Genomic DNA, 24707 nt, shown 5'->3' with positions numbered 1-24707 from the left:
TGTCCCGAAACGACACGGATCGCGCGTCGAGAAGAGCACTTTTGGACTATGGAGCAAGCGTAGGGCCGCGATCACGACACCCGTCACCTTGCGCGAGATGACTCGGCCTTAAGGGTCCGACCAGCGCCTCGCAACGCGAGCAAACTACTGAGAGACGGTTTCGTCAGGATCGCGTCGATCACGCGCAATCGAATCGCAGCGGCCGTCCTACGCCGTCGGGGGCCCGACGGCTTCACGGTCAAGCTTCACGTTCGAGTGATGGCGGTTCCGGTGCGGGTCGGAGGCACGCCCCTCGTGCCGAAGCGGCCGGACGCAGCGATGCGTGCCGAAGACGCGCTTTGGCGTCCATGCGTCGGCGGCCCGCCGCGCTTCGGCTTCGAGCGTGCCGGAACCGTTTTCGATGCGGGGGCGCCGATCGCGCCCCGCTCGCATCACGCCGGAGGAGACGAGCCGGCGGCCGGGATGGACGAACCTCGGCCGTCCCGCCTTCGGGACGCCGAGGCCGTGTGATCAGGCCGCTGCGACGTCGCCGCTCGCCCCGCCGACGGTCTGGATCGTCTCGAAGCCCTCGAATTGCGGGTGGCCGAGATAGAGCGGCTTCGTCGTCGGCACGCGGCCGTGCGCCTTGCGGAACTGCTCGGAGCGGGTCCAGGCCTCGAAATCGGCCTTCGAGCGCCAGATCGTGTGCGAGGCGTAGAGCACGTGATCTTCCGCCTCGGGTCCGCGCAGAAGATGAAACTCGACGAAGCCCGGCATCTCGCCGAGATGACTGTCGCGGCCGAGCCAGACCTGCTCGAAATCCGTTGTCGATTCCTTAACCACTTTGAAACGATTCATCGCAATGAACATTGATGTCTCCATGATGTGGTGGGATCTCGCCACCACCCTGATTCCAACGCCCGAATCTGCGTAATTCGTACCGAGGACCGCTTCGGTAGGCCGACGCCACCTGTCGAACCAACATACTATAGTTTTAGCGCAGGCTCGTAGCGTCGCAGCGCAAACGTCGTGACAAGGCCTCGATCTGATCGATCTAAGCTTGCATTCAGATTTATTTCGTGTCCTAGTTGTCTTCAGTTGAGGCGCTCAGGTGACTATCCCTTCGCTCTGATAAGACGTTGGCACGGCACCGTGACGGGCGCGAGGTAGGTGGCGGCCTCCGCAACCGGCTGTCAATCTCCCGGTCGGCGTGTCGACCGTCCGAGGATGACGGTCACCCACCCGGTCGCGACCGCGAAATGGGATTGTGTCTGACGATGATGCCCAAACAGACCACCGACGTCGACCGCCTCGTCGGTCTCCGCATCACCGCGCTCCGCAAGGCGCGAGGGCTGAGCCAGACGGCCCTCGGGACGGCGGTGGGCGTCACCTTCCAGCAGGTCCAGAAGTACGAGAAGGGGCAGAACCGCGTCGGCGCGGGGCGCCTGCGCGAGATCGCGCGCCTGCTCGAGGTTCCGGTCTCAGCCTTCTTCGAAGAGAAGGAGGAGGGTGCGGCGCCGAAGGAGGACGTGTTCGGCTTCCTCAGCGCCCACGGCGCGATCGAGCTGCTGCGGGCCTACGCGCTGATCGAGAACGACCAGATGCGCCGCGACGTGCTCGCGATCGTGCGGACGGTGGCCAAGCTCGGCCATGGCCAGGCGGACACGGCCGAGGCCGAAGCCGCCGAGTGAGCCGGGACGGTCCGCCCCCGATCGGGGCGGCGCTCGTCTCCAATCGCTGAGCGCCGCCGGCCCGCCGTCGTCGTCCGTCAGTCGTCGAGCGCGATCAGGTGGAAAAACGTGCCGGTGACGCGGCCGCGCCGATGCCCGGCAAACCCGAGATCCGTCCCTTCCGCGTCGGCGACCCGACAGAACGCTTCGTCCTCGGAGGGCGGCGGGGTCGACTCGCTCGCGTAGTGGAACTCGTGGCCGACGAGGCGCAACCCCGCCCGCCCCAGAATCCCATCGGCGATGGGATGTGCGACGCGATACCCGAGATGCAACTTGCGCGACTTGTACGAGGTCGCGACCGGCAGGAGCCCGGCCATCGGATGCTGCATGCCGGCCGCATCCTCGAGGCTCTCGCCCAGAACCATGTAGCCGCCGCACTCGCCGTGCACCGGCCGTGTCTCGGCAAAGCTGCGCAGGCCGCCGAGGAAGGTCGTCGCCGCGGCGATCCGGCCGGCATGGAGCTCGGGATAGCCGCCGGGCAGCCAGCACACGTCGCACCCCTGGCTCGGTGCCTCGTCGGCGAGCGGCGAGAACGGCACGATCTCCGCGCCCGCCGCCCGCCAGCCTGCCGCCTGGTGCGGATAGAGGAAGCTGAACGCGGCATCGGCCGCCACCGCGATGCGCTGCCCCGGCGGGCGGGGGAGGGCGCCCGCGCCGGCGGAAACCGCGCCGCCGGCCGCGGCCAGGATCGCGTCGCAATCGAGACCTTCCACGGCGAGGTCGCCGAGGCGGTCGAGACGGGCGTCGAGGTCGGAGGTCTCCCGCGCCTGCACGAGGCCGAGATGGCGCTCCGGCAGGACCAGCGACGCATCCCGCACTAGCGCGCCGAGGACCGGGATCCCGACGCGGGCGAGCCCGGCTTCGACGAGGCGGCGATGGCGGGCGCTGGCGACCTTGTTCAGCACCACGCCCGCGATTCTGACGCGCGCATCGTAGAGCGAGCAGCCGAGCGCGATCGCCGCCGCGGACTGCGCCGCCCCCGACACGTCGAGCACCAGCAGCACGGGCCAGCCGTAGCGGGCGGCGATGTCGGCATTCGCGCCGGTGCGGCCCTCGCCGGCGCGGACGCCGTCGAACAGCCCCATCGATCCTTCCGCCACGACGATGTCGGCGTCCCGCACGGCGAACCCGGTGACCGCGTCGAGGAGGGCAGGGCCCATCGCGAAGCTGTCGAGGTTGACGCTCGGAAAGCCGGTCGCCGCCTCGTGGAAGGCCGGGTCGATGTAATCGGGCCCGCACTTGACCCCGCGGACGCGCAAGCCGCGACGGGCGAGCGCGCGCATGAGCGCGAGCGTCACCGTGGTCTTGCCGGAACTCGACCGCGGCGCGGCGACGAGGATGCCGGGAACGCTCATGCGTTCGCGTCCTCGTTGTCGATGCCCGTGCTGCCGACCGCCCCGCCGGGCCGGAAGCGGCGGTCGTAGTCAGCCGCGTAGAGCGCGCTCTCGCGAAAATCCTCGGCGCCGAGCGCCGGCCCGACCAGGATCAGCGCCGTGCGCTCGATCCCGGATCCGGCGACCTGCCCCGCGATCGTCGCCAGCGTTCCGGTGATCACCCGCTCGTCCGGCCAGGAGGCGCGGAACACCACGGCGGCCGGGCAGGGCGCGCCGTAGAACGGCACGAGCTCGGCGACGACCTTGTCCAGAATGTGGATCGAGAGGTGCAGCGCCAGCGTCGCGCCGGTGGCGGCGAAGCCGGCCAGCGTCTCGCGCTCCGGCATCGCGCTCGCCCGCCCGGAGGTGCGGGTGAGGACGACCGACTGCGCCACGCCCGGCACGGTCAGCTCGCGCTTCAGCAGGGCCGCCGCCGCGGAGAAGGCCGGGACGCCCGGCGTGACGGTGTAGGCGATCCCGATCCGGTCGAGCCGCCGCATCTGCTCGGCAAGCGCGCTCCAGATCGACAGGTCGCCGGAATGCAGCCGGGCCACGTCCTCGCCGCGCGCATGCGCCGCCTCGATCTCCGCGACGATCGCGTCAAGGTCGAGCGGCGCGGTGTCGACGATCCGCGCGCCCGGGGGGCACCAGCCGAGGATCTCCGGCGCGACCAGGGAGCCGGCATAGAGGCAGACCGGACAGGCGGCGATCCGGTCGCGCCCGCGCACGGTGATGAGGTCGGGAGCGCCCGGCCCGGCGCCGATGAAATGGACGGTCATGCGGTCACGATCTGCGCCGCTCGGGCGCGCTGGGATATGGGAGTCTTCGATCGGCTAACGGCGCCCGCTTCCTTCCCTACCCCCGCAGAGGGGGGACGGTAGAGGGCGCGGGCCTCATCGGCCTCGCGCATCGCCTCGTCGCTCGCTAGGCCCAGCGCCGCGAGCGCGCAGGTGGCGCGTCCGTCGTCGATGCGGGCGAGGATCAGGCGTCCGGTTTCGCCGGCGACGGCGAGCGCCACCGCCTCGGCGAGCGAGCCGACGCCGCGCGATCGCTCGATCCGGGCCGAGCGCGTCGGCACGCGCGGGTCGACCGTGCGAAGCGCTTCGGCATCGACGGCGACGGGCGTCAGGCCGAACGCGCCGGCGGCGTCCCGGATCGCCGGCTCATCGGCTCGGTCGGCGGCGGTGGCGATCGCGACGAGCGCCCCCTCGCACGCCGCCTGCGCGATCGCCCGCCGGATCAGCGCGACGATCGCGTCGGGGGGCACGCCGTGGCGGAAGCCGATGCCGGCGACGAGGCGGGTCCCGGTCACGGCTTGGTCCAGGCCCATTGCGTCACCGGCATCGCCGCACGCCAGCCGTGCAGCCCGCCGACCGGATCGGCGCGGGCGATCGACAGGCGCCGCAGCGTTCCGCCCCGGGTCGAGAAGGCGGCGAGCAGCACCGCCTCGGCCTCCAGCGTCACCGCGTTGGCGACGATCCGGCCGCCGGACCGCAGGCCGGCGAGCGCCGCCGGCAGAACGCCCGGCGCGGAGACGCCGCCGCCGATGAAGATCGCATCCGGCGTCGGCAACCCGGTCAGCGCATCCGGCGCCACCCCGTGGACGATGGTCAGCCCGGGGGCGCCGAGGGTCTGCGCGTTGCGGGCGATCCGCTCGACGCGAGACGGATGGGCTTCGATCGCGGTCGCCCGCATCGCGGGATGGCGCAGCATCCACTCGATGCCGATCGAGCCGGCGCCGGCGCCGACGTCCCACAGCAGCTGGCCGGCGAGCGGGCGGAGCGCCGCCAGCGTCACCGCGCGGATCTCGGCCTTGGTCAGCTGGCCGTCGTTCTCGAACCACGCATCGTCGAGCCCCGGGGCGAGGCCGACCGGCCGGCAGCCGGGCTCGCCCACCACTTCGATCGCCAGGGTGTTCAGGGCGTCGACGTCGCCGAGGTCGAAATCGCGCGCGCATCGGGTCCGAACGGTCTCGCGCGGGCCGCCGATCGCCTCGCATACGGTGATCGGCGATGCGCCGAAACCGCGCTCGGTCATCAGCGCGGCGACCGCCGCCGGCGTCGTGCCGTCCCAGGACAGCACCAGCAGGCGGGCGTTCGGCTGCAGGTGGCGGACGATCTGCGCGAGCGCCCGCCCGTGCAGCGTCAGGCAGGCGCACTCGGCGAGCGGCCAGCCGAGGCGGGCGCAGGCGAGGCTGAAGGCCGAGGGCTGCGGAAACGCCCGAATCTCGGCGGCCGGCACGATCCGGGCGATCTCGGCGCCGATGCCGTAGTGGAACGGGTCGCCGGTCGCGAGCAGGCAGGTCGGCGTCCCGCGCCGCGCCAGGATTTCAGGGTAGGCGTCGGAGATCGGGCTCGGCCAGATGCGCAGCTCCGCGTTGAGCGGGCCGGCGAGCGCGAGGTGACGACGGCCGCCATAGACCACGCGGGCGCCGTCGAGCGCCGCGCCGGCGGCGGGGGAGAGCCCGTCGCGGCCCTCCTCGCCGATGCCGACGATCGCCAGCCAGGGATCGGGCCTCGACACCGGTTCGGGCCTATCGGACAAGGCGGCCATGCGGATCCTCATCCTCGGGGGCACGACGGAGGCGAGCGCCCTCGTCCGCGGCCTTCTCCCCCATTCCGGCCTCTCCGTCACGTTGTCGCTGGCCGGGCGCACCGCGGCGCCGGTCGTCGACGCGGTTCCGACCCGCATCGGCGGATTCGGCGGCCCGGAGGGCTTGGCTTGCTACCTGCGCGAGCAGGCGATCGACCGGCTTGTCGATGCCACCCACCCCTTCGCCGGACGCATCGGTAGGAACGCTCATGGGGCCGCGGAAGCTGCCGGCGTCCCGCTCCTGGCGATCCGCCGCCCGGCCTGGACGCGGAAGCCTGGAGACGCCTGGACCGAGGTCGACACCGTGGCCGGTTGCGTCGCGGCGCTGGGGGACGTTCCGCGCCGCGTCTTCCTCACGGTCGGCCGCATGGAAGTCGCGGCCTTCGCGGCCGCGCCGCAGCACGACTACGTCGTGCGCACGATCGAGCCGCTCGGGGATGCGCTGCCGGTCCCGCGCCTCACGGCGATCCGCGCGCGCGGACCGTTCGACGCCGCCGCCGAGGTCGCGCTGATGCGCGACGCGTCGGTCGACGTGCTCGTCACGAAGAATGCCGGGGGGGCGGCGACCTACGGAAAGATCGCCGCTGCGCGGACACTCGGCTTGCCGGTGGTGATCGTCCGCCAGCCGTGGAAGCCGATGGTCGACGCGGTCGCCGATGCCGCCGCGGCCGTCGAGCGGCTCGTCGGCGCGGGCCGCGATCATGCGACGCTGCGCGGCGTGTAGACGAACGGCCGCTCGCCCGGCCCGCGCTCGATCAGCCGGGTGGTCGAGGCACCGATGATGACCATCGTCGCCATGTCGGCGGTCGCGTCGCGGGCCTCGGCCAGCGTCATCACGCGGATCGCCTCGTCGGGCCGGGTGACGGCCCGGGCGAAGATCACCGGCGTGTCGGGGTCGCGGATCTCGGCGGCGATCCCGAGGGCCTTGCCGAGCTGCCAGGGCCGCGCCGACGAGATCGGGTTGTAGAGCGAGACCACGAAGTCGGCGCGCAGCACCGCGTCGAGCCGCGCCGTGATCACCTCCCACGGTTTGAGATTATCCGAGAGCGAGAGCGCGCAGAAATCGCCGCCGAGCGGCGCGCCGAGGCGCGCGGCGGCCGCCAGCATCGCGGTGATGCCCGGCTCGACGGTGATCGCAAGGTGGCGCCAGGCCGGATCGCCGTGCTCCACCGCCTCGAAGACCGCCGCCGCCATCGCGAACACGCCGGGATCGCCGCCCGAGACCACGGCCACCCGCCGGCCGGAGGCTGCGAGTTCCAGCGCATGGCGGGCGCGGTCGACCTCGACGCGGTTGTCGCTGGCGTGCCGCGTCAGGCCGGGCCGATCCGGCACGCGCGAGACGTAGGGAATGTAGCCGATCAGGTCCTCGGCCGCATCGAGCGCGGCCTGCGCCGATGCGGTGAGCAACCCGGCATCGCCCGGCCCGAGGCCGATGACCGCGAGGCTTCCGCTCACGGCCGGCGGCCTTCGCCCGGCACCAGCACCATCGAGAAGTACGGGGCCGCGTCGTCCGGCTTGTCGGCCAGCGGCACGACATGCTCGCCGGCCATGGTCCCGCGCTCGACGTAGACCGCACGCGCCAGAAGGCCGGCCTCGTGCAGGGCGGCGCGGACCTTCGGCAGGTGCCGGCCGAGCTTCATGATCACGGCGGCGTCGGTCGTGGCGAGGCGGGCCGCGAGGTCGGCGGCCGGCAGCGTCGCGGGCAGGATCGTGAGCACGTCGTCGCCCCAGGTGATCGGCGTCCCGGCCTTGGTCCAGCAGCCGGACATGCCGGTGACGCCGGGCACGACCTCGACCGGGAAGCGGTCCTTGAGCCGCCGCCACAGATGCATGAACGAGCCGTAGAAGAACGGGTCACCTTCCGACAGGATCGCCACGTCGCGACCGGCGCCGAGGTGGTCGGCGAGCTGCCCGGCCGCGTCATCATAGAAGGCGGCGAGTGCCGCGACGTAGTCCGGGTGATCGGGGTGGAGCTCTGTGGTGTAGGGGTAGGCCAGCGGGAACTCGCGGGTCGCGTCCGGCGGGAGCACGGCATCGGCGATGGTGCGGGCGTTGCCGCGCCGGCCCTTCTTGCAGAAGTGGACCAGCACCGGCGCGCGCTCGAGCACCCGCATCGCGCGAACGGTGAGGTAGTCCGGGTCGCCCGGCCCCATGCCGACGCCGAACAGCGTGCCGGTGACGACCGCGATCGGCCTGTCTGGCTGCTCGGCAGGCTCCTCCGCGAAGCGGTTCTCGGCCGAGTCCATCACTCGATCTCGTTGGCGAGCGCGTTGACGGCCGCCGCGGCCATGGCGCTGCCGCCGCGCCGCCCGTGCACGACGACGAACGGCACGCGCCCGTCGCGCGCGAGCGCCTCCTTCGATTCGGCCGCGCCGATGAAGCCGACCGGGATGCCGATCACCGCCGCCGGCGGCGCGACGCCCTCGTCAAGCAATTCGAGCAGGCGGAACAGCGAGGTCGGCGCGTTGCCCACCGCCACGACGCTGCCGGGCAGGTGCTCGCGCCACAGCTCCATCGCGGCGGCCGAGCGCGTGGTGCCCATCTCGGCCGCCATCGCCGGCACGCGCGGGTCGGTCAGCGTGCAGATCACGCGGTTCTCGGCCGGGAGCCGGGCGCGGGTGCAGCCGTCGGCGACCATCCGCACGTCGCACAGGATCGGCGCGCCGCCACGCAGAGCCGCCTCGCCGGCGTGGGCGAAAGTCTCGGACATCTCCACGTCGGCCGGCAGGTCGGTCATGCCGCAGGCGTGGATCATCCGCACGACCACGCGCTCGGCCGCACCGGACCAGCGCGCGAGGTCGGCCTCGGCACGGATCATCGCGAAGGACCGGGCGTAGATCGCGCCGCCGTCGCGCAGGTATTCGTGGCGGGCGCTCATATCGTGGTCCCGATGGCTGGCTCGGCGAAGGCTTGCCGAGGGGAGGGGGAGGGGCCGAACGCCTGTGCCAGCGTGCCGGATTTCGCCCTCCATACGCGCTCCAGCGCCGCGTCGAAAGTCAGTTCCAGAGCCGGCGCATCGCCGGGCGAGCCGTCGAGGACGACGCCGTAGCGCCCGTTGCGGGCGACCAGCGTCAGGTCGGCGCGGGCCGGATGGGCGCAGCCCTTGGCGCAGCCGGAGACGTGCGCGGTCATCCCGCTCACGGCGAACGGCCGGAACGCCTCGGCGAGCCGTGCGGCATCCGCGCCCGTCGGCGTCGAGCCCGAGGCGCAGGCCGGCGCGCCGGGGCAGGTCGCCACCGCCCGGCGCGGATCGTCCGGTGCGGTGACGAAGCCGGCGGCGGCGAGGTCGGCAAGGGCCTCGCCGCGGCGATGTGACGGCACGCCACGCATCGGCAGCACGAAGCCGCGCGTCGGCGAGACGCGGACCTCGTCGATGCCGAGACCGTCCGCGACCTCCGCCAGCCGATCCAGCATCGCCGCCGTGCAGCGGCCGAAGGGTGCCTCCACTTCGAGGAACGAACATGCCTCGACGGATAAGGCCGGTTTCCCTCCCCCCCTTGCGGGGGAGGGTGGGCCTCGCGTCAGCGAGGGTCGGGAGAGGGGAGCCCCCTTTCCGGAACCGGCGCTCCCCTCTCCCGACCCACTTCGTGGGCCACCCTCCCCCACGGAGGGGGGAGGGGGCTCGTCGGCGAGGATGGCGGGCAAGGCCCGCACGAGGCTCGCTCGTTCCGTATCGGCAAGGTCGCGGATGCGGCGTCGGCCGCTGGTGGCGAACGCCCGGAGCAGCCCCGCGACCGCCTCGGCGGTTCGCGCCTCGTCGCACGTCGCGATCCACGTCACGCCCGCTTCATCCGCCAGGCCGACGGTCGCGATCCCCGGCCCGGTCGCGCGCACATGGATGTCGGCCGCGATTCCCGAGAGGTCGGTGCCGCCGCCCTCGATCAGCACCAGGGTCTTCGGCGGAAGCCCGGCGATCGCGAGGCCGTGCGCCTCGATCGCGGATGCCATGGTTCTGACATCCACGGCGTCCGCGGTCAGGCCGGCGAGCGGGCTGGTGAGGGTGAGGCGCTGCGGGCCGCCGTCGGCGCGCATGTCGCCGAGGCCCGCCCCGCCCAGCACCGCGACGAGGGCCGGCCGGGTCGCCTCGGTGACACCGCGCAGCTGCAGGTTGGCGCGCGCCGTGACGTCGACATGGCCGTTGCCGAAAGCACGGGATGCCGCCGCCACGGCACGGATCTGCGCGCGCGTCAGGATGCCGAGGGGCGGGTGGATGCGGGCGAGCAGGCCGTCCCCGGTCGGCATCGGCCGCGCGAGGCTGGGGCACCAACCGCGGCGGTTCGCGGCATCCGGCAGGACGCGACGCGGCGCGCTCATTCCGCCGCCTGCGGCATCAATTCGTCGGCCGGCATCGCATTGCGCCGGCTGGTCCAGAGGCCGCGGGCGCGGGCCTCGTCGAACCGCTCCAGGATCGCCCGCGTCGCCGCGGGATTGGCGGTGCGCAACGCGTCGAAGGACTCCGCATCGGCGATCCAGGCGCCGTAGAGCCGGTCGAAGTCGGCATCGGTCACCGCGTCGGTGGTCGCGGCCAGCACGAACACCGCATCAAGCCCTTGAGCGAGTTCCTGGGCGCCGCGATAGCCGTGCCGCAGCTGTCCGGCGATCCAGCGCGGGTTCGCGAGCCGGGCGCGGACGAGGCGGGCGGCGTCCTCGCGGGCGGTGCGCACCTTCGGCGTCTCCGGCCTCGCGGCATCGAGGCTGTAGAGGGTCGGCGTGCCGCCCCCCAAGGCGGCCGCGGCGGCGAACCCGCCCATCGCATCGGCGGCGGCATCGCCGTCGAACAGGTCGCGTTCGGCCACGTCGAAGGCGTGGAGATAGGCGTCGGCCTGCGCCACCCGCTGGGCGAAGCCGGCATCCGCACCCTCCGCGTCGCCGTAGGCATGGGTGCTCGCCGCGAGATAGGCGCGCCCGAGATCGCCGCGCTCGGCCCATGCGCCGTCGAGCGCCGTCTCGGCGGCGCCGGCGCCATAGCGGCCGGGGGCGGCGCCGAAGATGCGAGCCTGGCCCTCGCCACGTCGGCGGGCTGCGGCGAGGGGGTTCTCGTCGTCCTCCTCCTCGCGCTGCGCCACGGCCCGTGCGGCGCGGTCGAGGAGGGCGAGGGTGTCCGGGAAGGTGTCGCGGAACGCGCCCGAGACGCGGCAGGTGACGTCGATGCGCGGCCGGTCGAGCAGGGCGAGCGGCAGCACCTCGAAGCCGGTGACGCGGGTGGTCGCGTGGTCCCAGGTCGGGCGTACGCCCATGAGAGCGAGGGCATGCGCCACGTCCTCGCCGCCGGTGCGCAGCGTCGGCGAGGCCCACAGGTCCATGACGATCCGGGCGGGATACTCGCCCTCGTCCTGGAGGTGGCGCAGGACGATGGCGGCAGCGGCCTTCTCGCCGAGCAGCGTCGCCGCCCGGGTCGGCAGCGAACGCGGATCGAGCGTCGTCAGGTTGCGGCCGGTCGGCATCACGTCGGTGCGCCCGCGCGAGGGCGATCCGGATGGGCCCGGCGGCACGAATCGGCCGTCGAGGGCGGCGAGCAGCCCCGCCCGTTCGGCCTGCGCGCTCGCGACGACCGCGTTCGGCGCGCCGTCCGGTGCGCGGCCGAAGACATGGAGCCCGTCGCGGAACGCGGTCTCGCCGAGGTCGCACAGGTGCGCGTCGAGCGCCGCGAGCGCGTCCGTCATCGGCGTGTCGGCGTCGATTCCGGCGCCCGCCAGCAGCCCCGCCGCCTCGGCATCGTCGAGGATGGCGCGCGCGATCAGCGTCGCGCGGCGCGGGTCGAGGACGCTCGCGGCGCTGTACTCCTCGACGAGCTCGCGCAGGCGTGCCGCCTCCGGCTCGAGGCCGCCGGCCTCGATCGCCGGCGTCAGGTGCCCCAGGGCGACGCCGCCGAGGCGGCGCTTCAGCGGGGCCGCCTCGCCGGGATCGTCGACGATGAACGGATAGACCACGGGCAGGGCGCCGATCGCCCGCGCGGGCCAGCATGCGGGCGCGAGCGCGACGGCCTTGCCGGGCAGCCATTCGGTGGTGCCGTGGGTGCCGAGATGGACCAGGGCGTCGAAATGCCGGCGCAGGCCGAGATGGAACGCGAGGTAGGCGTGCGTCGGCGGCTCGTCGGGATCGTGGTACCCGGCCTTGCGGTCGTCCGACCGGCCGCGGTCGGGCTGGAGGAAGGTTGCGATACGGCCTGACGCGTCGTCTTCCCCTTCCCCCGCTGCGGGGGGAGGGGGCGTGTCGCCCCCGGCATCCACCATCCGAAAGCGGAACGCGCCGTCGCGGCACGTCGGGTCGGCTTCGGGTTCGCCCCAGCGTTCGATCAGCGCCTCGCGCGAATCTTCCGGTAGCGTCGCGAGCCAATCCGCGTAATCGGGCAGCGGGATCGCGAAGTCCTGCGCACCGTCCGTCAACGCCTGCATCAGGGCGGCGGCCTCCGGCAGCGATGGGCCCGCGTAGCCGGCCGCCGCGAGGTCCGACACGATCGCGCGCGCGCTCTCCGGCGTGTCAAGGCCGACGGCGAAGCCGGCGCGGCCGCTGCGGGACGGGTAGTCGGAAAGGACCAAGGCGATCCGGCGATGCCGGCGCGGCGTCGCGGCCAGGCGCAGCCAGGCGGCGGCACGGTCGGCGAGCGCCGCGATGCCGGCCGCGTAGGGCACCGCGCGACGCTCGGTGTAGCCGTCGGCCGCGTCCGTTTCCCGCTTGAACGAGATCGGGAAGCTCGAGAGGCGGCCGTCGAATTCCGGCAGGGCCACCTGCATGGCGAGGTCGGCCGCGTTCATGCCCCGTGCCGACGCCTCCCAGGCTTCCTGCGGGCTGCCGACGGTGAAGGCCTGCAGCACCGGGCAATCGGCTGCGTCGAGGACGAAGCCGGCATCCTCGCGCGCCGAGAAGGCGGTGGCGGCGACGATCAGGTCGGGTTTCCGCGCGCGGATCGCCGCGCGCACCGCGTCGACCGCCTCCGCATCCTTGAGGCTCGCCACCGCCAGGGTCAGCGTTCCAATGCCCCGCTCACGGAGGGCGGCCGCCAGCGCGTTGGCGGGTGCGCCGTCGCCGCCGAGAGCCGCCGAGCGGTAGACCAGGATCAGCGCGTGCGGCGCAGCCGCGCCGGGCGCGCCGAGGCCGAGCGGCGAGGCGCCGAGCGAGAGCGCCGCGTCGAGGCCGAGCGGTCCGCAGCCCGGGCACCATGCGAAGCCGCGCGGCAAGGTCTCGGGCGGCTCGACGGTGGTCGGGACGCCGATCTCGGCCGCGAGGCGCCCGAGCATGCGGCGCAGGTTCTCGGGGCCTCCGGCGCGGAAATATCCGTCGAGCACCGGCGCGAGGTCGGGCGCGGTCGAGAGCTCGGCGAGCCGCGAGTCGGGCCGGTCGCAGCCGGGCAGGATCACCAGCGGGATGCCGGCGGCCCGTGCGACGGCGGCGCAGCGCTCGACGCCGTAGCGCCAGTAGTCGAGGCCGCCGAGGCAGCGGATCACGACGATCCTCGCCTTCGCCACCACGGTCTCGACGTAGAGATCGACCGACATCGGGTGGCGCAGGCGCGACAGCTTGGCCAGGCGCAGCGACGGGAAGCCCGGGCCGCAGGCCGCGTGGGCATTGGCGACGCCGAGCAGGTCGGAATCCGTAAACGACAGGAACACGACGTCGCCAGGCTGTTGCCCGAGATCGACCGCCGCCTCGCCGTCGTCGAGGCTCACCGTATCGATGCGGATCAGGTGCATGCGATGGTCAGCCTGCGGAGCCGCCCGGCTCGTCGGGGACGAGGCGGGGCCGGCTCGGAAACGCGACGCCGTCGTAGATCTCGGCCGCGGGCATGGCGATCCCGAACGCCAAGAGCGGGACCGTCGCGTCGAGCCCGAGAAGACGGGTCTCAGCCCAATGCCGGTCCGGATCACGCGTCCAGAGGCGGAGTTCCGCCGCATTGGGTTCCACCAGCAGGATATGCTCCAGGTCGGCCATCGTGCGGTACTCGCCGAGCTTCTCGAACGCATCGAAGTCGCGCGTGCTCGGCGACAGCACCTCGACGACCAGCCGCGGCTGCGCCGCCTTCAGCGCGTTCGGATCGCGGGATCCGCAATCGACCCCGATATCGGGGCGGCGGATCTGGCCGGGCAGCGTTTCGACGCTGCCGTCCCCGGTGAACGGACGGCATCCGCTTCCGCGTAGGGCCGTGCGCAACCATGCGAGGATGTTCACGACGATGTCGTCGTGAACGTTGCGCGCCCCGGCCATCATCCGCACCGGCACGCCGCCGACGAGCTCGTACCGCTCCGCTTGGGCTTCCTGCCAGGCGAAGAACGCATCGATGCTCATCGGCTCAAGTCGGCGGTCCAGCATCCCGGAAACTGCGGTGATCGTGAAAACGCGCAGTGTAGCCTGTGCGGCGGACAACCCCTAGCCGGCGAGCGCTTCGGCGACCGCGCCCTGGTCGAAGCCCTTCAGGCCGATCACCACCAGCGTGCCGTCGCGGGGCTCGGCCGCCGTCCAGGGACGGTCGAAATGATGGGTGATGCGGCGGCCGACGCCCTGCACCACGAGGCGCATCGGCTTGCCCTCGACGGCGCAGAAGCCCTTGATGCGCAGGACGCCCTCGGTCTCGGCCGCCTTCTCGACGCGGGCGGCGAGGTCGGCGGCGGTGATCGCCGTGCGGACCGGGAGCGCCACGGTCTCGAAGTCGTCGTGGTCGTGATCCTCGCCCGCGCCGTGATGCGAGGGGCGCGCGTCGAGGTCGTCCTCGGCGGCGGCCTGGAGGCCGAGCAGCACCCGCGGGTCGATCTTGCCGTGGGCTGTCTCGACCACCTTCACCGCGCGGGGAAGCTGGCGCTCCACCTCGGCCCGCACCTGCGCGAGGCCGGCGGCGTCGAGAAGATCCGCCTTGTTGAGCACGACGAGGTCGGCGCAGAGGAGCTGGTCCTCGAACACCTCCTCGAGCGGGTTGTCGTGGTCCACCGCCGTATCGGCGGCGCGCTGGTTGGCCAGAGCCTCGGGGTCCTCGGCGAAGGCGCCCGACGCGACCGCCGGCCCGTCCACGACCGCGACGACGCCGTCGACCGTCACCCGCGAGCGGATCGCCGGCCACTGGAACGCCTGGACCAGGGGCTTGGGCAGGGCGAGGCCGGACGTCTCGATCAGGATTTGCTCGGGCGGGTTCGGGCGATCGAGAAGAGCCGTCATCGCCGGCACGAAGTCGTCCGCGACGGTGCAGCAGATGCAGCCGTTGGGAAGCTCGACGATCGAATCCTCGGTGCAGCCCTCGATGCCGCAGGCGGCGAGGAACGACTTGTCGAAGCCGATGTCGCCGAACTCGTTGACGAGGATCGCGAGCCGGCGCCCGCCGGCATTCTCGACCACGTGGCGCACCAGCGTCGTCTTGCCCGCCCCGAGGAAGCCGGTGACGATGGTGCAGGGGATCTTCTGGACGATGCTCATGGGGATCTCGCCGATGGCTCAGGCCGCGCGCGGCGGAAACGGGGGGATGCGGGCGACGACGCCCTTGCGGAATTCCTGCGGCCTCTGCTTCCACGGCACGATCCCGTCGGGCGTGCCGGCGTAGAGGCCGACGCCGTCGAGAATGATGCGTGCGGAATCCGCCGGGTCGAGGTCGCCGTAGACGTAGGTCCAGCGATCCTCCGCCGCCACGGCGACGGTGCAGGGCCGCTTGCAGACCGACAGGCACTCGACCGCTTCGATCGTCACGCCGTCGGGGGCGGGAAGCGCACGCAACGCGTCGAAGAGGCGGGCGCCCGCGCGCGGGCCGTCCGGCGCATCGCTCTCCATCCGGCAGGTGGTGCAGACGTAGAGGATCGTGTCAGCCACGGGCGCCTGCCGCGGCCTTCGGGCCGAAGGTCTGCCAGGCGCGCCCGAAGGCCAAGCCGATCACCGCCCAGAACACGAAGGCGATGGCGAGCGAGCGCGCGGCGAACTGCGCGGCGAGGCCGGCGGGAAGCTCGGACGGCGTCGCCGCCACCTCCGGCGCACCGGCCAGATGCGGCGCGACGATGAGCACGATTCCGCCGAGGATGGTGATCGGCACCCGGCGGATCGCGATGAGATAGATCCCCATCGCGGTGGCCGACGCCGTCATCACCCACCAGACCTGGCGGGCGGCCAGCGGGGCCGCCTCGCTGCCGGGCAGCTCGGGCGGCAGGCCCAGAGCCGGCGCGAGCGCCACGGCGAGGAAGCCGGCGACCGCGAAGGCGAGCCCGCGCTCGGGCGACGGCTCGCGGCCGGTGGCCAGCATCACCGCGCCGAGGAGCAGGGCGTAGCCGATCCCGCCGACGAGGGTCGCGAGCCCGGTGAACAGCATGCGCGGCAGGCCGGCGGCCGGCTGCCATTCCGGCTCGGCCTTGGTGTCGTGGTCGTGCCCGGCATGGGCGAGCACGATCGGCAGGCGCCCGGCCAGCGGGGCCGCCGAGGCGGCGGCGCCGGGAGCGGCCTGGGTCTCGTAGCGCTCGGCGGCGATGATCAGCGGCGAGGTGAGCGCGAGCTCGAGCCCCGTCACGAGGACGGCCGCGAGGAAGCCGGCGGCGAGCGCCGCCGACAGGAGCCGGATGAGCATGGGAACGCCTGGGTTCAGGCGGTCAATGGCAGGGGAAGTTCTGCGTGTGCCGGAAGTCGTGCGCCGCGTTGTGCAGCGCCGAGGCCGGCGAGAAGCCGGCGAGGAACACGAGCCCGAGGCCGAGCATGGCGGCGGCGACGATGGCGACGAAGCCCTCGTTCGCGCGGGTGCCGGTCTGGGTGAGGGTCTGGGTGGTCATGTCGACAACATCTCCGGCCGCCCCGCCGGCGGCGTTCGAGAAAGCGCGGGGGACGGCAGGTCTCCTGGCTCGCGGATCGCAGCGCCTGCCGCCTTCCCGAAACATCGGTGGCCGAGGGCAGGAGCTGAGGGCTCCCACGGCGATCCGGGCTTCGATCCGCAACGCAGTCCCATCTTGGACAGGTCGGTTCAACGAAGCCCGGATCGCCGTGGGGACCCTGGCCGCTTACAGTTGCGGGGGCAGCCGCGGCATCGGGTTTCCCCTCACCGCATTCCCTTTTCACCCCGTCTCCGGGGCACCGTCGCGTCCAGCCATAGCCTGTCCGGTCTCCCCGCACAACGGAGGCTTTGACGGGCGCACAGGGGTTGGGGCATGGGTTCCAGCCATGCAGCAGGCCGCGCCTCGGACGACCCTCGTGCTCGGCGGTGCGCGCTCGGGCAAGAGCGCCTACGCCGAGAGGTTGATCGAGGCGGTGCCGGGCCCGTGGCTCTACCTCGCCACGGCACAGGCCTGGGACGACGAGATGCGCGCGCGCATCGCCCTCCACAGAGCGCGGCGCTCCGGCGACTGGATCACTCGGGACGTGCCGAACGCTTTGGCCGCCGCGATCGCCGAGGCGCCGGGGCCGGTGCTGGTTGATTGCCTGACCTTGTGGCTGACGAACCTGCTGCTTGCCGATGCCGACCTCGACGCCGAGATGGCGGCGCTCCGCAGTGCCTGCCGGGAAGCGCGCGGGCCGCTCGTCCTCGTGTCGAACGAGGTCGGCCTCGGGATCGTGCCCGACAATGCGCTCGCCCGCCGCTTCCGCGATGCGGCCGGACGCCTCCACCAGAGCCTCGCGGCCGAGTGCGACCGCGTCGTCCTGACGGTCGCCGGGCTGCCGCTCGTCATCAAACCGCAGGGAACGCCATGATCGACGACGCCGAACGCCATCGCGAGAAGATGGAGAAGCGCAAGGCGGTGCAGGACGCCGAGGTCGCGGCCAAGACGATCGAGAAGGGCCTGCTCATCGTCAACACCGGACCCGGCAAGGGCAAGACCACGGCGGCGCTAGGCCTGGCGCTGCGCATGCTGGGGCGCGGCCACAGGGTCGGCGTGGTGCAGTTCATCAAGGGCGCGTGGGACACCGGCGAGGCGCATGCGCTGAGGACCTTCGGCGACCGGGTCGCGTGGCACGCGATGGGCGAAGGCTTCACCTGGGAGACGCAGGACAAGGCCCGCGACATCGCCGCCTGCCTCAACGCCTGGAACCGGGCGACCGACCTGATGGCCGACCCGAGCCTCCGTCTCCTGATCCTCGACGAGCTCAACATCGCGCTGCGCTACGACTACCTCGATCTCGACGCGGTGGTGGCGACCCTGAAAAGCCGTCGCCCGGACCTGCACGTCGTCGTCACCGGCCGCAACGCCAAGCCCGCGCTGATCGAGGCCGCCGACCTCGTCACCGAGATGGGCAGCGTGAAGCACCACTTCGCGGCGGGCGTGAAGGCGCAGGAGGGGATCGAGTTTTGATGGAATGGTCCCTTCAGCCGTGACCCGAAGCCTAATGATCCAGGGCACCGGCTCGGACGTCGGCAAGTCGCTGATCGTCGCCGGGCTCGCGCGCGCCTTTACCCGACGCGGGCTTCGGGTGCGCCCGTTCAAGCCGCAGAACATGTCGAACAACGCCGCCGTCACCGCGGATGGCGGCGAGATCGGGCGGGCGCAGGCGCTGCAGGCGCGGGCGGCCGGCGTCGCGCCGTCGATCCACATGAACCCGGTGCTGCTCAAGCCCCAGACCGAGGTCGGCGCCCAGGTGGTGGTGCAGGGCCGCATGGTCGCGACGGTGAAGGCGCGCGACTACCAGGCGTGGAAACCGCGCCTGCTGGAGGCGGTACTCGACAGCTTCGACCGCCTGAGGACGCAGGCCGACCTGATTCTCGTCGAGGGTGCGGGCTCTGCTTCCGAGGTCAACCTGCGCGCCGGCGACATCGCCAACATGGGGTTCGCCCGCGCGACGGATACGCCGGTGGTGCTGCTCGGCGACATCGACCGCGGCGGGGTCATCGCCAGCCTCGTCGGCACCAAGACGGTGATCGATCCCGACGACGCCGCGATGATCGTCGGCTTCCTGGTCAACCGCTTCCGCGGCGACCCGAGCCTGTTCTCAGACGGCATGGACCTGATCGCGCGCCACACCGGCTGGGCCAGCCTCGGCCTGATCCCGCACTTTCCCGAGGCGGCGCGCCTGCCGGCCGAGGACGTGCTCGGGCTCGTCGGGTCCGCCGGCCCGGCGGCGACGCGCATCGCGGTGCCGGTGTTTCCGCGGATCGCCAACTTCGACGACCTCGATCCGCTGCGGGCCGAGCCTGCGGTGGAGGTGGTTCTGGTCCGCCCGGGCGAGGCGATCCCGGGCGATGCCGCCCTGGTGCTGCTGCCGGGCTCGAAGACCACGATCGACGATCTCGAATTCGTCCGGGCGCAGGGCTGGGACGTGGACCTGCATGCGCATCTACGCCGCGGCGGCCGGGTGCTCGGCCTGTGCGGCGGATACCAGATGCTCGGGCGGACGCTGTCCGATCCGGACGGCATCGAGGGCGAGGCGCGGACCGTGCCCGGCCTCGGGCTGCTCGCCGTCGACACGGTGATGACGCCGTTGAAGCGGCTGGAAGCCGTCTCCGGCACCAGCCTGCCCGACGGCATGCCGTTCACCGGCTACGAGATGCATGTCGGCGACACCACCGGCGCCGACGCGGAACGGCCGCTGCTGCGCCTCGCCGACGGACGCGCCGACGGTGCGGTCTCCGCCGACGGCCTGGTGTCCGGCACCTACGTCCACGGCCTGTTCGCCGACGACCGCCAGCGTGCCGCATGGCTCGCCCGCCTCGGCGCACGATCCGACGGCGCCTCCTACGAGGCCGGCATCGAGCGGGTGCTCGATGCCCTTGCGGCGCATCTCGAGCAGCATGTCGACTGCGACCGGCTGCTGGCCCTGGCGCGATGAGGCGCACCGGGGATGAGGCGCATCGGGCATGACACCCGGGCGGGTCCTGTCCGCGAGCAGGCATCCCGGGCTGTCGGGAATCGCCGTGGGCCGATAGGCACGCGCCGCCGCGGGGCCTAGTCTCGCGCGCAAGCGCGGCCGGTCGCGATCGACCGCCGGGACGCGAGGAACGCCCGATGACGCCCACCGAGACCGCGGCCGACGACGCGCTCGCCCGACGCACGATCGCGACGGTGACCTGGCGGCTGATGCCCCTGCTCGGGGTGATGTACCTGATCGCCTATATCGACCGGCAGAACATCTCCTATGCCAAGTTGCAGATGGTCGGCGACCTCGGGTCGAGCGAGAGCGTCTTCGGGCTCGGGGCGTCGCTGTTCTTCCTCGGCTATTTCCTGTGCGAGGTCCCGGCCAACGTCATCCTGGAACGCGTCGGCGCACGCCTGTGGTTCACCCGGATCATGGCGACCTGGGGCCTGATCACGGTGCTGCTCGGCTTCACCCGGAACACGGCGATGTTCTACGGGCTGCGCTTCCTTCTCGGCGTCGCCGAGGCCGGGTTCTTCCCCGGCGTGCTGTTCGTGCTGACCCTGTGGTTCCCGCAGAAGCACCGCGCGGCGATGATCGGCTGGTTCATGATCGCGAGCGCGGTGGCCAACGGCGTCGGCGCGGCGATCGGCGGCGCGCTGCTCGACCTCGACGGCGCGCTCGGGCTCAAGGGCTGGCAGTGGGTGTTCGTCAGCACCGGCGTGCCGGCGCTGCTGCTGGCCGTGATCGTGCTGGTGGTCCTGCCGGACGGGCCGGAGAAGGCGCCCTGGCTCGATCGCGCCGGCCGCGACTGGCTCGGCCGGACGCTGCGGGAGGAGCGCGAGACCGGCGGCAAGGTCGAGCACGGCAACCCGTTCGCCGCGCTCCTCGACCGGCGCGTGTGGATGCTCGCCAGCGTCTACGTCGCGTTTCCGCTGGCCGCCTACGGCCTGAGCTACTGGCTGCCGACGGTGGTGCGCAGCTTCGGCGTCACCAATACCGTCAACGGCTTCATCAACATCATCCCGTGGGTCGTCACCGGGCTGGCGCTGTGGTGGGTGCCGCGGCATTCCGCGCGCACGGGCGAGCAGACCTGGCACGTGGTCGGCCCGGGGCTCGTCGCCGCGTCGGCGCTGGCGCTGAGCTTGGTGGTGCCGGGCTCGATCCCGAAGTTCGCCTGCCTGTGCGTGGCGGCGGCCGGCATCTTCTCGGCCCAGCCGGTGTTCTGGTCGCTGCCGCCGACCTTCCTCAAGGGCGCGTCGGCCGCGGCCGGAATCGCGGCGATCAACTCGGTGGGCAATCTCGGCGGCTTCATCGCCCAGAACGCCGTGCCGATCATCCGCGACCGAAGCGGCAGCGACCTCGTGCCGATGATCTTCCTCTCGGCCTGCCTCGTGGTCGGCTCGTGCCTCGTCTTCGTCGTGCTCGGCGCCCTGCGGCGCGATGCCGGCCGCCGCGCCGCCGATCAGAGCATGGCGAGCCCGGTCGCGCCGGCGGCGAGCCCCCACAGCAGCACGCAGGCGGTTCGATAGAGGCGCAGGGCCCGCTCGATGTCGTCGGCCGCCGCCGCCGCGCGGCCGTCGCCCATCCAGGCATCCTCGACCGCGACGCCGGCATAGACCCGCGGGCCAGCGAGCCGAAGGCCGAGCGCGCCAGCCATCGCGGCCTCGGGCCAGCCGGCATTCGGCGAGCGGTGGCGGCCGGCGTCGCGCCGGATCGCGCGCCAGGCGCCGCCCGGCGAGGCACCGTGATGGATCGCGGCGGCGGCGACGATCAGCAGGGCGGTGAGCCGCGAGGCGGGCAGGTTCACGAGGTCGTCGAGCCGGGCCGAAGCCCAGCCGAAGGCCTCGTGGCGCGGGGTGCGGTGGCCGATCATGCTGTCGGCGGTGTTGATCGCCTTGTAGAGCGCGCCGCCCGGCAGGCCGCCGAGCCCGATCCAGAAGGCCGGCGCGACGATGCCATCGGAGAAGTTCTCCGACAGGCTCTCGATCGCCGCGCGGCAGATCCCGGCTTCGTCCAGCTTCTCGGGATCGCGCCCGACAATCATCGACACCGCGCGCCGGCCGCCCGGCAGGCCCTCGCCGCGCAGCCCCTCCGCGACCCGGGCGACGTGCTGGTACAGGCTGCGCTGGGCCGGCAGGCTGGCGCAGAGGAGGGCGATGAGCGCGATCGCCGGGAGCGGCCCGGCCAGCCCCGCCGCGAGGGTGAGACCGAGGGCGGTCGCGCCGACGCCGGCGAGGAGGACGGCGAGCGCGAGAATCCCGCCGAGCCGCCGCGCGGTGCGGCCGCCGCGGTTGAGGCCGCGGTCGAGGGCGGCAATCACCCGGCCGATCCAGGTGACAGGGTGGCCGAGCGCCCTGTAGAGCGCGTCCGGATAGCCGAAGGCCGCCTCAATCGCGAGGGCGAGGGCGAGGATGGCGAGCGTATCGGGCGGATGAGCGAGCGCGGTGGACATGGCGTCTGGGGTCCGGGGAGGCCCGAGGCGGAGCCGATCGCCCATGGCGGCGACCTCGATGCGGCGCGGCGGATGTTTCCCGATGCGCCGGAGCCTTGGATCGACCTCTCGACCGGGATCAATCCGGTCCCCTATCCCTGCCCGGCGATCGACGCCAGCCTGTTCCACCGGCTGCCCTCCGCCGCGGACCATGCCGCGCTCCGCGAGGCGGCGTCCCGCGCCTACGGGGCGGCGCCCGACCGCATCGTGCCGGCGCCGGGCACGCAGATCCTGATCGAGACGATCCCCCGCCTGGTTTCGCCGCGCGCGGTCTGCGTCGTCGGGCCGACCTATGCCGAGCACGCGGCGGCGTGGCGTCGGGCCGGGCACGCCGTCTCGGCGGTGCCATGCCTCGAAGCGGTCGGCACCGCGCAGGTCGTGGTCGTGGTCAATCCCAACAACCCCGACGGGCGGACGTGGCCGGCTTCCACGCTGCTCGCCCTCGCCGAAGTCCTCTCCGCCCGCAACGGCCTGCTCGTCGTGGACGAGGCCTTCGCCGATCTCGAAGCCGTCGAGAGCCTGTGCCCGCGGCTGCGGCCGGGGCTCGTGATCCTGCGCTCGTTCGGCAAGACCTACGGGCTCGCCGGCCTCAGGCTCGGTTTCGCCGTGGCGGAAGCCGGGATCGCGCGCCGGATCGCGGGGGCGCTCGGGCCCTGGGCCGTCGCCGGGCCGGCGCTCGCGATCGGCCGCGCCGCCCTCGACGATGCCGCGTGGCGCCGCGACGCCGCAGCCGCCCGCGCCGCCGATGCGGGGCGCCTCGACCGCATGATCGCCCGGGCGGGCGGGACGCCGGTCGGCGGAACCGTCCTGTTCCGCACGGCCGATTTTGCCGATGCGCCGGGCCTGTTCCGGCGGCTCGGGGCGGCCGGAATCCACGTCCGGCGCTTCGCCGAGGCGCCGGCGCGCCTGCGCTTCGGGCTGCCCGCCGACAGGAACGCCTGGTGCCGCCTGTCGCGGATTCTCAGATGATCGTCGGGCGCCGGTCGAGCACGGCGACGAGCAGGGCGGCGACGGCGAAGGCGATGCCGACCGCGCAGACCCCGCCCCAGCCGGCGAGCAGGAAGGCCTGCGATCCGGCATAGGCGCCGATCGCTCCGAAGACGAACATCGCCGTGAACAGCACGGTGTTGATCCGTCCGCGCGCGCCCGGGACGAGGGCGTAGGCGCGGGTCTGGTTGGCGATCAGCGCGCCGTTCATGCCGATGTCGATCAACAGCACGCCGACGGCGACGGCGGCGAGCGACCACGTGCCGCCGGCCCAAAGCACCGCGAACGCCGCCACGACGAGCAGGCTTCCGCCCACGACCACCGGTCGTGCGCCGCGCAGATCGGTGAAGCGGCCCGAGACCGGCGCGACGAGTGCGCCGCAGACGCCGATCACGCCGAACAGCCCGGCGCCGGCCGCGGTCAGGTTGAACGGCTCGGCCTCCACCAGCAGGGCGAGGGTGACCCAGAACGCGTTGAACGCGGCAAACAGCAGCGCCTGCGACAGGCTGGCGTTGCGCAGCACGGGCTGGGTCCTGGCGAGGTGCAGGATCGACAGCATCAGTGCCCGGTAGCGCAGGCGCTTCGCCGCGGTCCGGGGCAGGGTCGCGGCCGCGACCGCAGCCATCGCGAGCGAGACCACGGCGGCGGCGAAGAACACCGCCCGCCATCCGAGATGCGCGCCGACGAAGCCGCTGACGGTCCGCGCGAGCAGGATGCCGGAAAGCAAGCCGGTCATCACCTGCCCGACGATGCGGCCGCGGGTGGCGTCCGGCGCGAGCTCGGCCGCGAACGGCACCGCTTGCTGCGCCGCCGACGACAGGAAGCCGATCAGGAGGCTGGCGAGCGCCAGGATCGGCAGGTTCGGGCTGAGCGCGGCGACGACGAGCACCACGCTCAGCGCGAGAAGCTGCGCGATGATCAGCTGGCGCCGCGGCCAGGCATCGCCCAGCGGCACCAGCCCGACGATGCCAAGGCCGTAGCCGACGAGGCAGCCGGTCGGTACCCACAAGGCGGCGCGCGGCCCGAAATCGGCCACCAGCAGCCCGAGCAGCGGCTGGTTGTAGTAGATGTTGGCCACCGCCCCGCCCGCGATCAGCGTCAGCCCGAGCCGCGCCTTCGTGCTCAGGTCGGGATGCGGCACGGGGATGTCGCTCACGAGCGGGGCTCCGTGGCGCGCGAGCGGTTCGGCTCTGTGAGCATGAGACTCGTATCTCTGGTTGCGAGGGATCGCGGTCGGCCTAGGCGCCGACCGGGCGGGTGACAACGGCGGAGCGCGCAGGGCACGGCCGCGTAGGAGTGGCGCACCCGGTTTCGATTCCGCTGCGCCTGCATATGTTTCGTCCACGGACGATGTTCCACGCGCGGGTCGATTGCTGGCAATCGATTTGGCGATCGCGGCGATTCAGGTTCTGATGCCGTTCATAGGATTGGTGGCACCGATTCGTGCGGCGGAGCGTGACCGACACGACGAGAGAGGGTTGCATGCCGAATTATCGGGTGGATTTCGAGAAGCAGATCTTCGGCCTTCCGTTCACCATCGGATCCGTCGAGATCCAGCGTGCCCGCGACCCCGATCGCGCGCGGCGGGCGGCCGAGCTGAAGTTCGCCCGGCAATACGGCCTGGGCGATTGGCGCGAGCGTGCCGACAGCGCCGTCGTGGCCCAGGCCGGCGACGAGCGCCGCTGAGCGCCCTTCACGGCGGAGCCGGCCACGACGTCCCGGAGTTCCGCTTCGGCCTTCGCGGCCTCACGGAGGGTCTGGCCCTGCGCGCGGTCACACCGTAAACGGTGGGGCCGCCGGCATCGCCGTGCGGGACGA

25 protein-coding genes and 1 riboswitch are annotated in these 24707 nt (G+C 72.8%); of the genes, 8 read left to right on the top strand and 17 right to left on the bottom strand.

Features of this window, described 5'->3' with window-relative positions:
• Positions 1-510 precede the first annotated feature (510 nt).
• A complete protein-coding gene (locus tag MKK60_RS04220) occupies positions 511-849 on the bottom strand; it encodes an antibiotic biosynthesis monooxygenase family protein (RefSeq protein WP_147842240.1) in 339 nt (112 codons plus the stop codon).
• Positions 850-1256: 407 nt separating this feature from the next.
• On the opposite strand from MKK60_RS04220, the gene MKK60_RS04215 reads away from it, so the two are divergent.
• Entirely contained in the window at positions 1257-1670 is a 414-nt protein-coding gene (locus MKK60_RS04215; RefSeq protein ID WP_147727032.1) for a helix-turn-helix domain-containing protein, read from the top strand.
• A gap of 77 nt (positions 1671-1747) precedes the next feature.
• Here the strand turns inward: MKK60_RS04215 and MKK60_RS04210 are convergent, their stop codons facing one another.
• Genes MKK60_RS04210 through cbiE form a run of 4 tightly spaced genes read right to left on the bottom strand, consistent with a single transcriptional unit; the run spans position 1748 to position 5635 of the window.
• A complete protein-coding gene (locus MKK60_RS04210; protein WP_243984033.1) occupies positions 1748-3064 on the bottom strand; it encodes a cobyrinate a,c-diamide synthase in 1317 nt (438 codons plus the stop codon).
• Positions 3061-3861, bottom strand: coding sequence for a precorrin-4 C(11)-methyltransferase (gene cobM, locus MKK60_RS04205; protein WP_147842243.1), 801 nt, complete (start codon positions 3859-3861; stop codon positions 3061-3063). The genes MKK60_RS04210 and cobM overlap by 4 nt, the downstream gene beginning before the upstream one ends.
• Positions 3858-4394: a cobalamin biosynthesis protein gene (locus MKK60_RS04200; RefSeq protein WP_313901110.1), complete on the bottom strand. Its 537-nt coding sequence runs from the start codon at positions 4392-4394 to the stop codon at positions 3858-3860. The genes cobM and MKK60_RS04200 overlap by 4 nt, the downstream gene beginning before the upstream one ends.
• Positions 4391-5635, bottom strand: coding sequence for a precorrin-6y C5,15-methyltransferase (decarboxylating) subunit CbiE (gene cbiE, locus MKK60_RS04195; RefSeq protein WP_243984032.1), 1245 nt, complete (start codon positions 5633-5635; stop codon positions 4391-4393). Before cbiE ends, MKK60_RS04200 begins: the two co-directional genes overlap by 4 nt.
• Here cbiE and MKK60_RS04190 point away from each other — a divergent pair.
• Positions 5634-6398: a cobalt-precorrin-6A reductase gene (locus MKK60_RS04190; RefSeq protein WP_243984031.1), complete on the top strand. Its 765-nt coding sequence runs from the start codon at positions 5634-5636 to the stop codon at positions 6396-6398. The genes cbiE and MKK60_RS04190 overlap by 2 nt on opposite strands.
• Here the strand turns inward: MKK60_RS04190 and cobJ are convergent.
• Genes cobJ through MKK60_RS04140 form a run of 10 tightly spaced genes read right to left on the bottom strand, consistent with a single transcriptional unit; the run spans position 6374 to position 16401 of the window.
• Positions 6374-7129, bottom strand: a complete 756-nt coding sequence (gene cobJ, locus MKK60_RS04185; RefSeq protein WP_147728990.1) for a precorrin-3B C(17)-methyltransferase — start codon at positions 7127-7129, stop codon at positions 6374-6376. The genes MKK60_RS04190 and cobJ overlap by 25 nt on opposite strands.
• Entirely contained in the window at positions 7126-7920 is a 795-nt protein-coding gene (locus tag MKK60_RS04180) for a precorrin-2 C(20)-methyltransferase (protein WP_147728991.1), read from the bottom strand. The genes cobJ and MKK60_RS04180 overlap by 4 nt, the downstream gene beginning before the upstream one ends.
• On the bottom strand, positions 7920-8552 hold the full coding sequence (locus MKK60_RS04175) for a precorrin-8X methylmutase (RefSeq protein WP_243984030.1): 633 nt from the start codon (positions 8550-8552) through the stop codon (positions 7920-7922). Before MKK60_RS04175 ends, MKK60_RS04180 begins: the two co-directional genes overlap by 1 nt.
• On the bottom strand, positions 8549-9988 hold the full coding sequence (cobG, locus tag MKK60_RS04170) for a precorrin-3B synthase (protein ID WP_243984029.1): 1440 nt from the start codon (positions 9986-9988) through the stop codon (positions 8549-8551). The genes MKK60_RS04175 and cobG overlap by 4 nt, the downstream gene beginning before the upstream one ends.
• Complete coding sequence (cobN, locus tag MKK60_RS04165; protein ID WP_243984028.1) at positions 9985-13365, bottom strand: cobaltochelatase subunit CobN; 3381 nt, start codon at positions 13363-13365, stop codon at positions 9985-9987. The genes cobG and cobN overlap by 4 nt, the downstream gene beginning before the upstream one ends.
• A 7-nt stretch (positions 13366-13372) precedes the next feature.
• Positions 13373-14035: a Uma2 family endonuclease gene (locus tag MKK60_RS04160; protein ID WP_243984027.1), complete on the bottom strand. Its 663-nt coding sequence runs from the start codon at positions 14033-14035 to the stop codon at positions 13373-13375.
• A 3-nt stretch (positions 14036-14038) separates the two neighbouring features.
• On the bottom strand, positions 14039-15073 hold the full coding sequence (gene cobW / locus MKK60_RS04155; protein WP_243984026.1) for a cobalamin biosynthesis protein CobW: 1035 nt from the start codon (positions 15071-15073) through the stop codon (positions 14039-14041).
• Between the two features lie 18 nt (positions 15074-15091).
• Positions 15092-15460: a DUF1636 family protein gene (locus MKK60_RS04150; RefSeq protein WP_147844509.1), complete on the bottom strand. Its 369-nt coding sequence runs from the start codon at positions 15458-15460 to the stop codon at positions 15092-15094.
• Positions 15453-16202: a CbtA family protein gene (locus MKK60_RS04145; RefSeq protein WP_243931939.1), complete on the bottom strand. Its 750-nt coding sequence runs from the start codon at positions 16200-16202 to the stop codon at positions 15453-15455. The genes MKK60_RS04150 and MKK60_RS04145 overlap by 8 nt, the downstream gene beginning before the upstream one ends.
• Positions 16203-16224: 22 nt before the next feature.
• Positions 16225-16401: a CbtB-domain containing protein gene (locus tag MKK60_RS04140; RefSeq protein ID WP_147728670.1), complete on the bottom strand. Its 177-nt coding sequence runs from the start codon at positions 16399-16401 to the stop codon at positions 16225-16227.
• A 36-nt stretch (positions 16402-16437) separates the two neighbouring features.
• Positions 16438-16719, bottom strand: a riboswitch (cobalamin riboswitch).
• Between the two features lie 67 nt (positions 16720-16786).
• On the opposite strand from MKK60_RS04140, the gene cobU reads away from it, so the two are divergent.
• The 4 genes from cobU (at position 16787) to MKK60_RS04120 (ending at position 20940) form a co-directional block, all read left to right on the top strand.
• Positions 16787-17314, top strand: a complete 528-nt coding sequence (gene cobU / locus MKK60_RS04135; RefSeq protein WP_243984025.1) for a bifunctional adenosylcobinamide kinase/adenosylcobinamide-phosphate guanylyltransferase — start codon at positions 16787-16789, stop codon at positions 17312-17314.
• Positions 17311-17913 (top strand): cob(I)yrinic acid a,c-diamide adenosyltransferase, encoded by a 603-nt coding sequence (gene cobO, locus MKK60_RS04130; protein WP_243984024.1) that lies wholly within the window; start codon positions 17311-17313, stop codon positions 17911-17913. Before cobU ends, cobO begins: the two co-directional genes overlap by 4 nt.
• A gap of 34 nt (positions 17914-17947) precedes the next feature.
• A complete protein-coding gene (locus MKK60_RS04125) occupies positions 17948-19384 on the top strand; it encodes a cobyric acid synthase (protein ID WP_243984051.1) in 1437 nt (478 codons plus the stop codon).
• Between the two features lie 176 nt (positions 19385-19560).
• Entirely contained in the window at positions 19561-20940 is a 1380-nt protein-coding gene (locus tag MKK60_RS04120) for an MFS transporter (protein ID WP_243984023.1), read from the top strand.
• On the opposite strand, the gene cbiB is transcribed toward MKK60_RS04120, so the two are convergent.
• Positions 20874-21863 (bottom strand): adenosylcobinamide-phosphate synthase CbiB, encoded by a 990-nt coding sequence (gene cbiB / locus MKK60_RS04115; RefSeq protein WP_243984022.1) that lies wholly within the window; start codon positions 21861-21863, stop codon positions 20874-20876. The genes MKK60_RS04120 and cbiB overlap by 67 nt on opposite strands.
• On the opposite strand from cbiB, the gene cobD reads away from it, so the two are divergent.
• Positions 21843-22871, top strand: a complete 1029-nt coding sequence (cobD, locus tag MKK60_RS04110; RefSeq protein WP_243984021.1) for a threonine-phosphate decarboxylase CobD — start codon at positions 21843-21845, stop codon at positions 22869-22871. The genes cbiB and cobD overlap by 21 nt on opposite strands.
• Here cobD and MKK60_RS04105 read toward each other — a convergent pair.
• Positions 22864-24045: an MFS transporter gene (locus MKK60_RS04105; RefSeq protein WP_243984020.1), complete on the bottom strand. Its 1182-nt coding sequence runs from the start codon at positions 24043-24045 to the stop codon at positions 22864-22866. The genes cobD and MKK60_RS04105 overlap by 8 nt on opposite strands.
• A gap of 299 nt (positions 24046-24344) precedes the next feature.
• Here MKK60_RS04105 and MKK60_RS04100 point away from each other — a divergent pair, with 299 nt between their 5' ends.
• Positions 24345-24575 (top strand): hypothetical protein, encoded by a 231-nt coding sequence (locus MKK60_RS04100; RefSeq protein ID WP_405043614.1) that lies wholly within the window; start codon positions 24345-24347, stop codon positions 24573-24575.
• The last annotated feature ends 132 nt before the right edge of the window (positions 24576-24707 follow it).

It is taken from the genome of Methylobacterium sp. J-092 (genome assembly GCF_022829325.1).
GTDB lineage: Bacteria > Pseudomonadota > Alphaproteobacteria > Rhizobiales > Beijerinckiaceae > Methylobacterium.
This window is presented reverse-complemented; position numbering and strand designations above follow the sequence as displayed.

What these genes read in the sequence shown, in the direction of transcription:
- MKK60_RS04220 (WP_147842240.1), bottom strand. Translation starts at nt 849, where the DNA reads ATGTTCATTGCGATGAATCGTTTCAAAGTGGTTAAGGAATCGACAACG.
- MKK60_RS04215 (WP_147727032.1), top strand. Translation starts at nt 1,257, where the DNA reads ATGATGCCCAAACAGACCACCGACGTCGACCGCCTCGTCGGTCTCCGC.
- MKK60_RS04210 (WP_243984033.1), bottom strand. Translation starts at nt 3,064, where the DNA reads ATGAGCGTTCCCGGCATCCTCGTCGCCGCGCCGCGGTCGAGTTCCGGC.
- cobM (WP_147842243.1), bottom strand. Translation starts at nt 3,861, where the DNA reads ATGACCGTCCATTTCATCGGCGCCGGGCCGGGCGCTCCCGACCTCATC.
- MKK60_RS04190 (WP_243984031.1), top strand. Translation starts at nt 5,634, where the DNA reads ATGCGGATCCTCATCCTCGGGGGCACGACGGAGGCGAGCGCCCTCGTC.
- cbiE (WP_243984032.1), bottom strand. Translation starts at nt 5,635, where the DNA reads ATGGCCGCCTTGTCCGATAGGCCCGAACCGGTGTCGAGGCCCGATCCC.
- MKK60_RS04180 (WP_147728991.1), bottom strand. Translation starts at nt 7,920, where the DNA reads ATGGACTCGGCCGAGAACCGCTTCGCGGAGGAGCCTGCCGAGCAGCCA.
- MKK60_RS04175 (WP_243984030.1), bottom strand. Translation starts at nt 8,552, where the DNA reads ATGAGCGCCCGCCACGAATACCTGCGCGACGGCGGCGCGATCTACGCC.
- cobG (WP_243984029.1), bottom strand. Translation starts at nt 9,988, where the DNA reads ATGAGCGCGCCGCGTCGCGTCCTGCCGGATGCCGCGAACCGCCGCGGT.
- cobN (WP_243984028.1), bottom strand. Translation starts at nt 13,365, where the DNA reads ATGCACCTGATCCGCATCGATACGGTGAGCCTCGACGACGGCGAGGCG.
- cobW (WP_243984026.1), bottom strand. Translation starts at nt 15,073, where the DNA reads ATGAGCATCGTCCAGAAGATCCCCTGCACCATCGTCACCGGCTTCCTC.
- MKK60_RS04145 (WP_243931939.1), bottom strand. Translation starts at nt 16,202, where the DNA reads ATGCTCATCCGGCTCCTGTCGGCGGCGCTCGCCGCCGGCTTCCTCGCG.
- MKK60_RS04140 (WP_147728670.1), bottom strand. Translation starts at nt 16,401, where the DNA reads ATGACCACCCAGACCCTCACCCAGACCGGCACCCGCGCGAACGAGGGC.
- cobU (WP_243984025.1), top strand. Translation starts at nt 16,787, where the DNA reads ATGCAGCAGGCCGCGCCTCGGACGACCCTCGTGCTCGGCGGTGCGCGC.
- cobO (WP_243984024.1), top strand. Translation starts at nt 17,311, where the DNA reads ATGATCGACGACGCCGAACGCCATCGCGAGAAGATGGAGAAGCGCAAG.
- MKK60_RS04125 (WP_243984051.1), top strand. Translation starts at nt 17,948, where the DNA reads ATGATCCAGGGCACCGGCTCGGACGTCGGCAAGTCGCTGATCGTCGCC.
- MKK60_RS04120 (WP_243984023.1), top strand. Translation starts at nt 19,561, where the DNA reads ATGACGCCCACCGAGACCGCGGCCGACGACGCGCTCGCCCGACGCACG.
- cobD (WP_243984021.1), top strand. Translation starts at nt 21,843, where the DNA reads ATGAGCGAGCGCGGTGGACATGGCGTCTGGGGTCCGGGGAGGCCCGAG.
- cbiB (WP_243984022.1), bottom strand. Translation starts at nt 21,863, where the DNA reads ATGTCCACCGCGCTCGCTCATCCGCCCGATACGCTCGCCATCCTCGCC.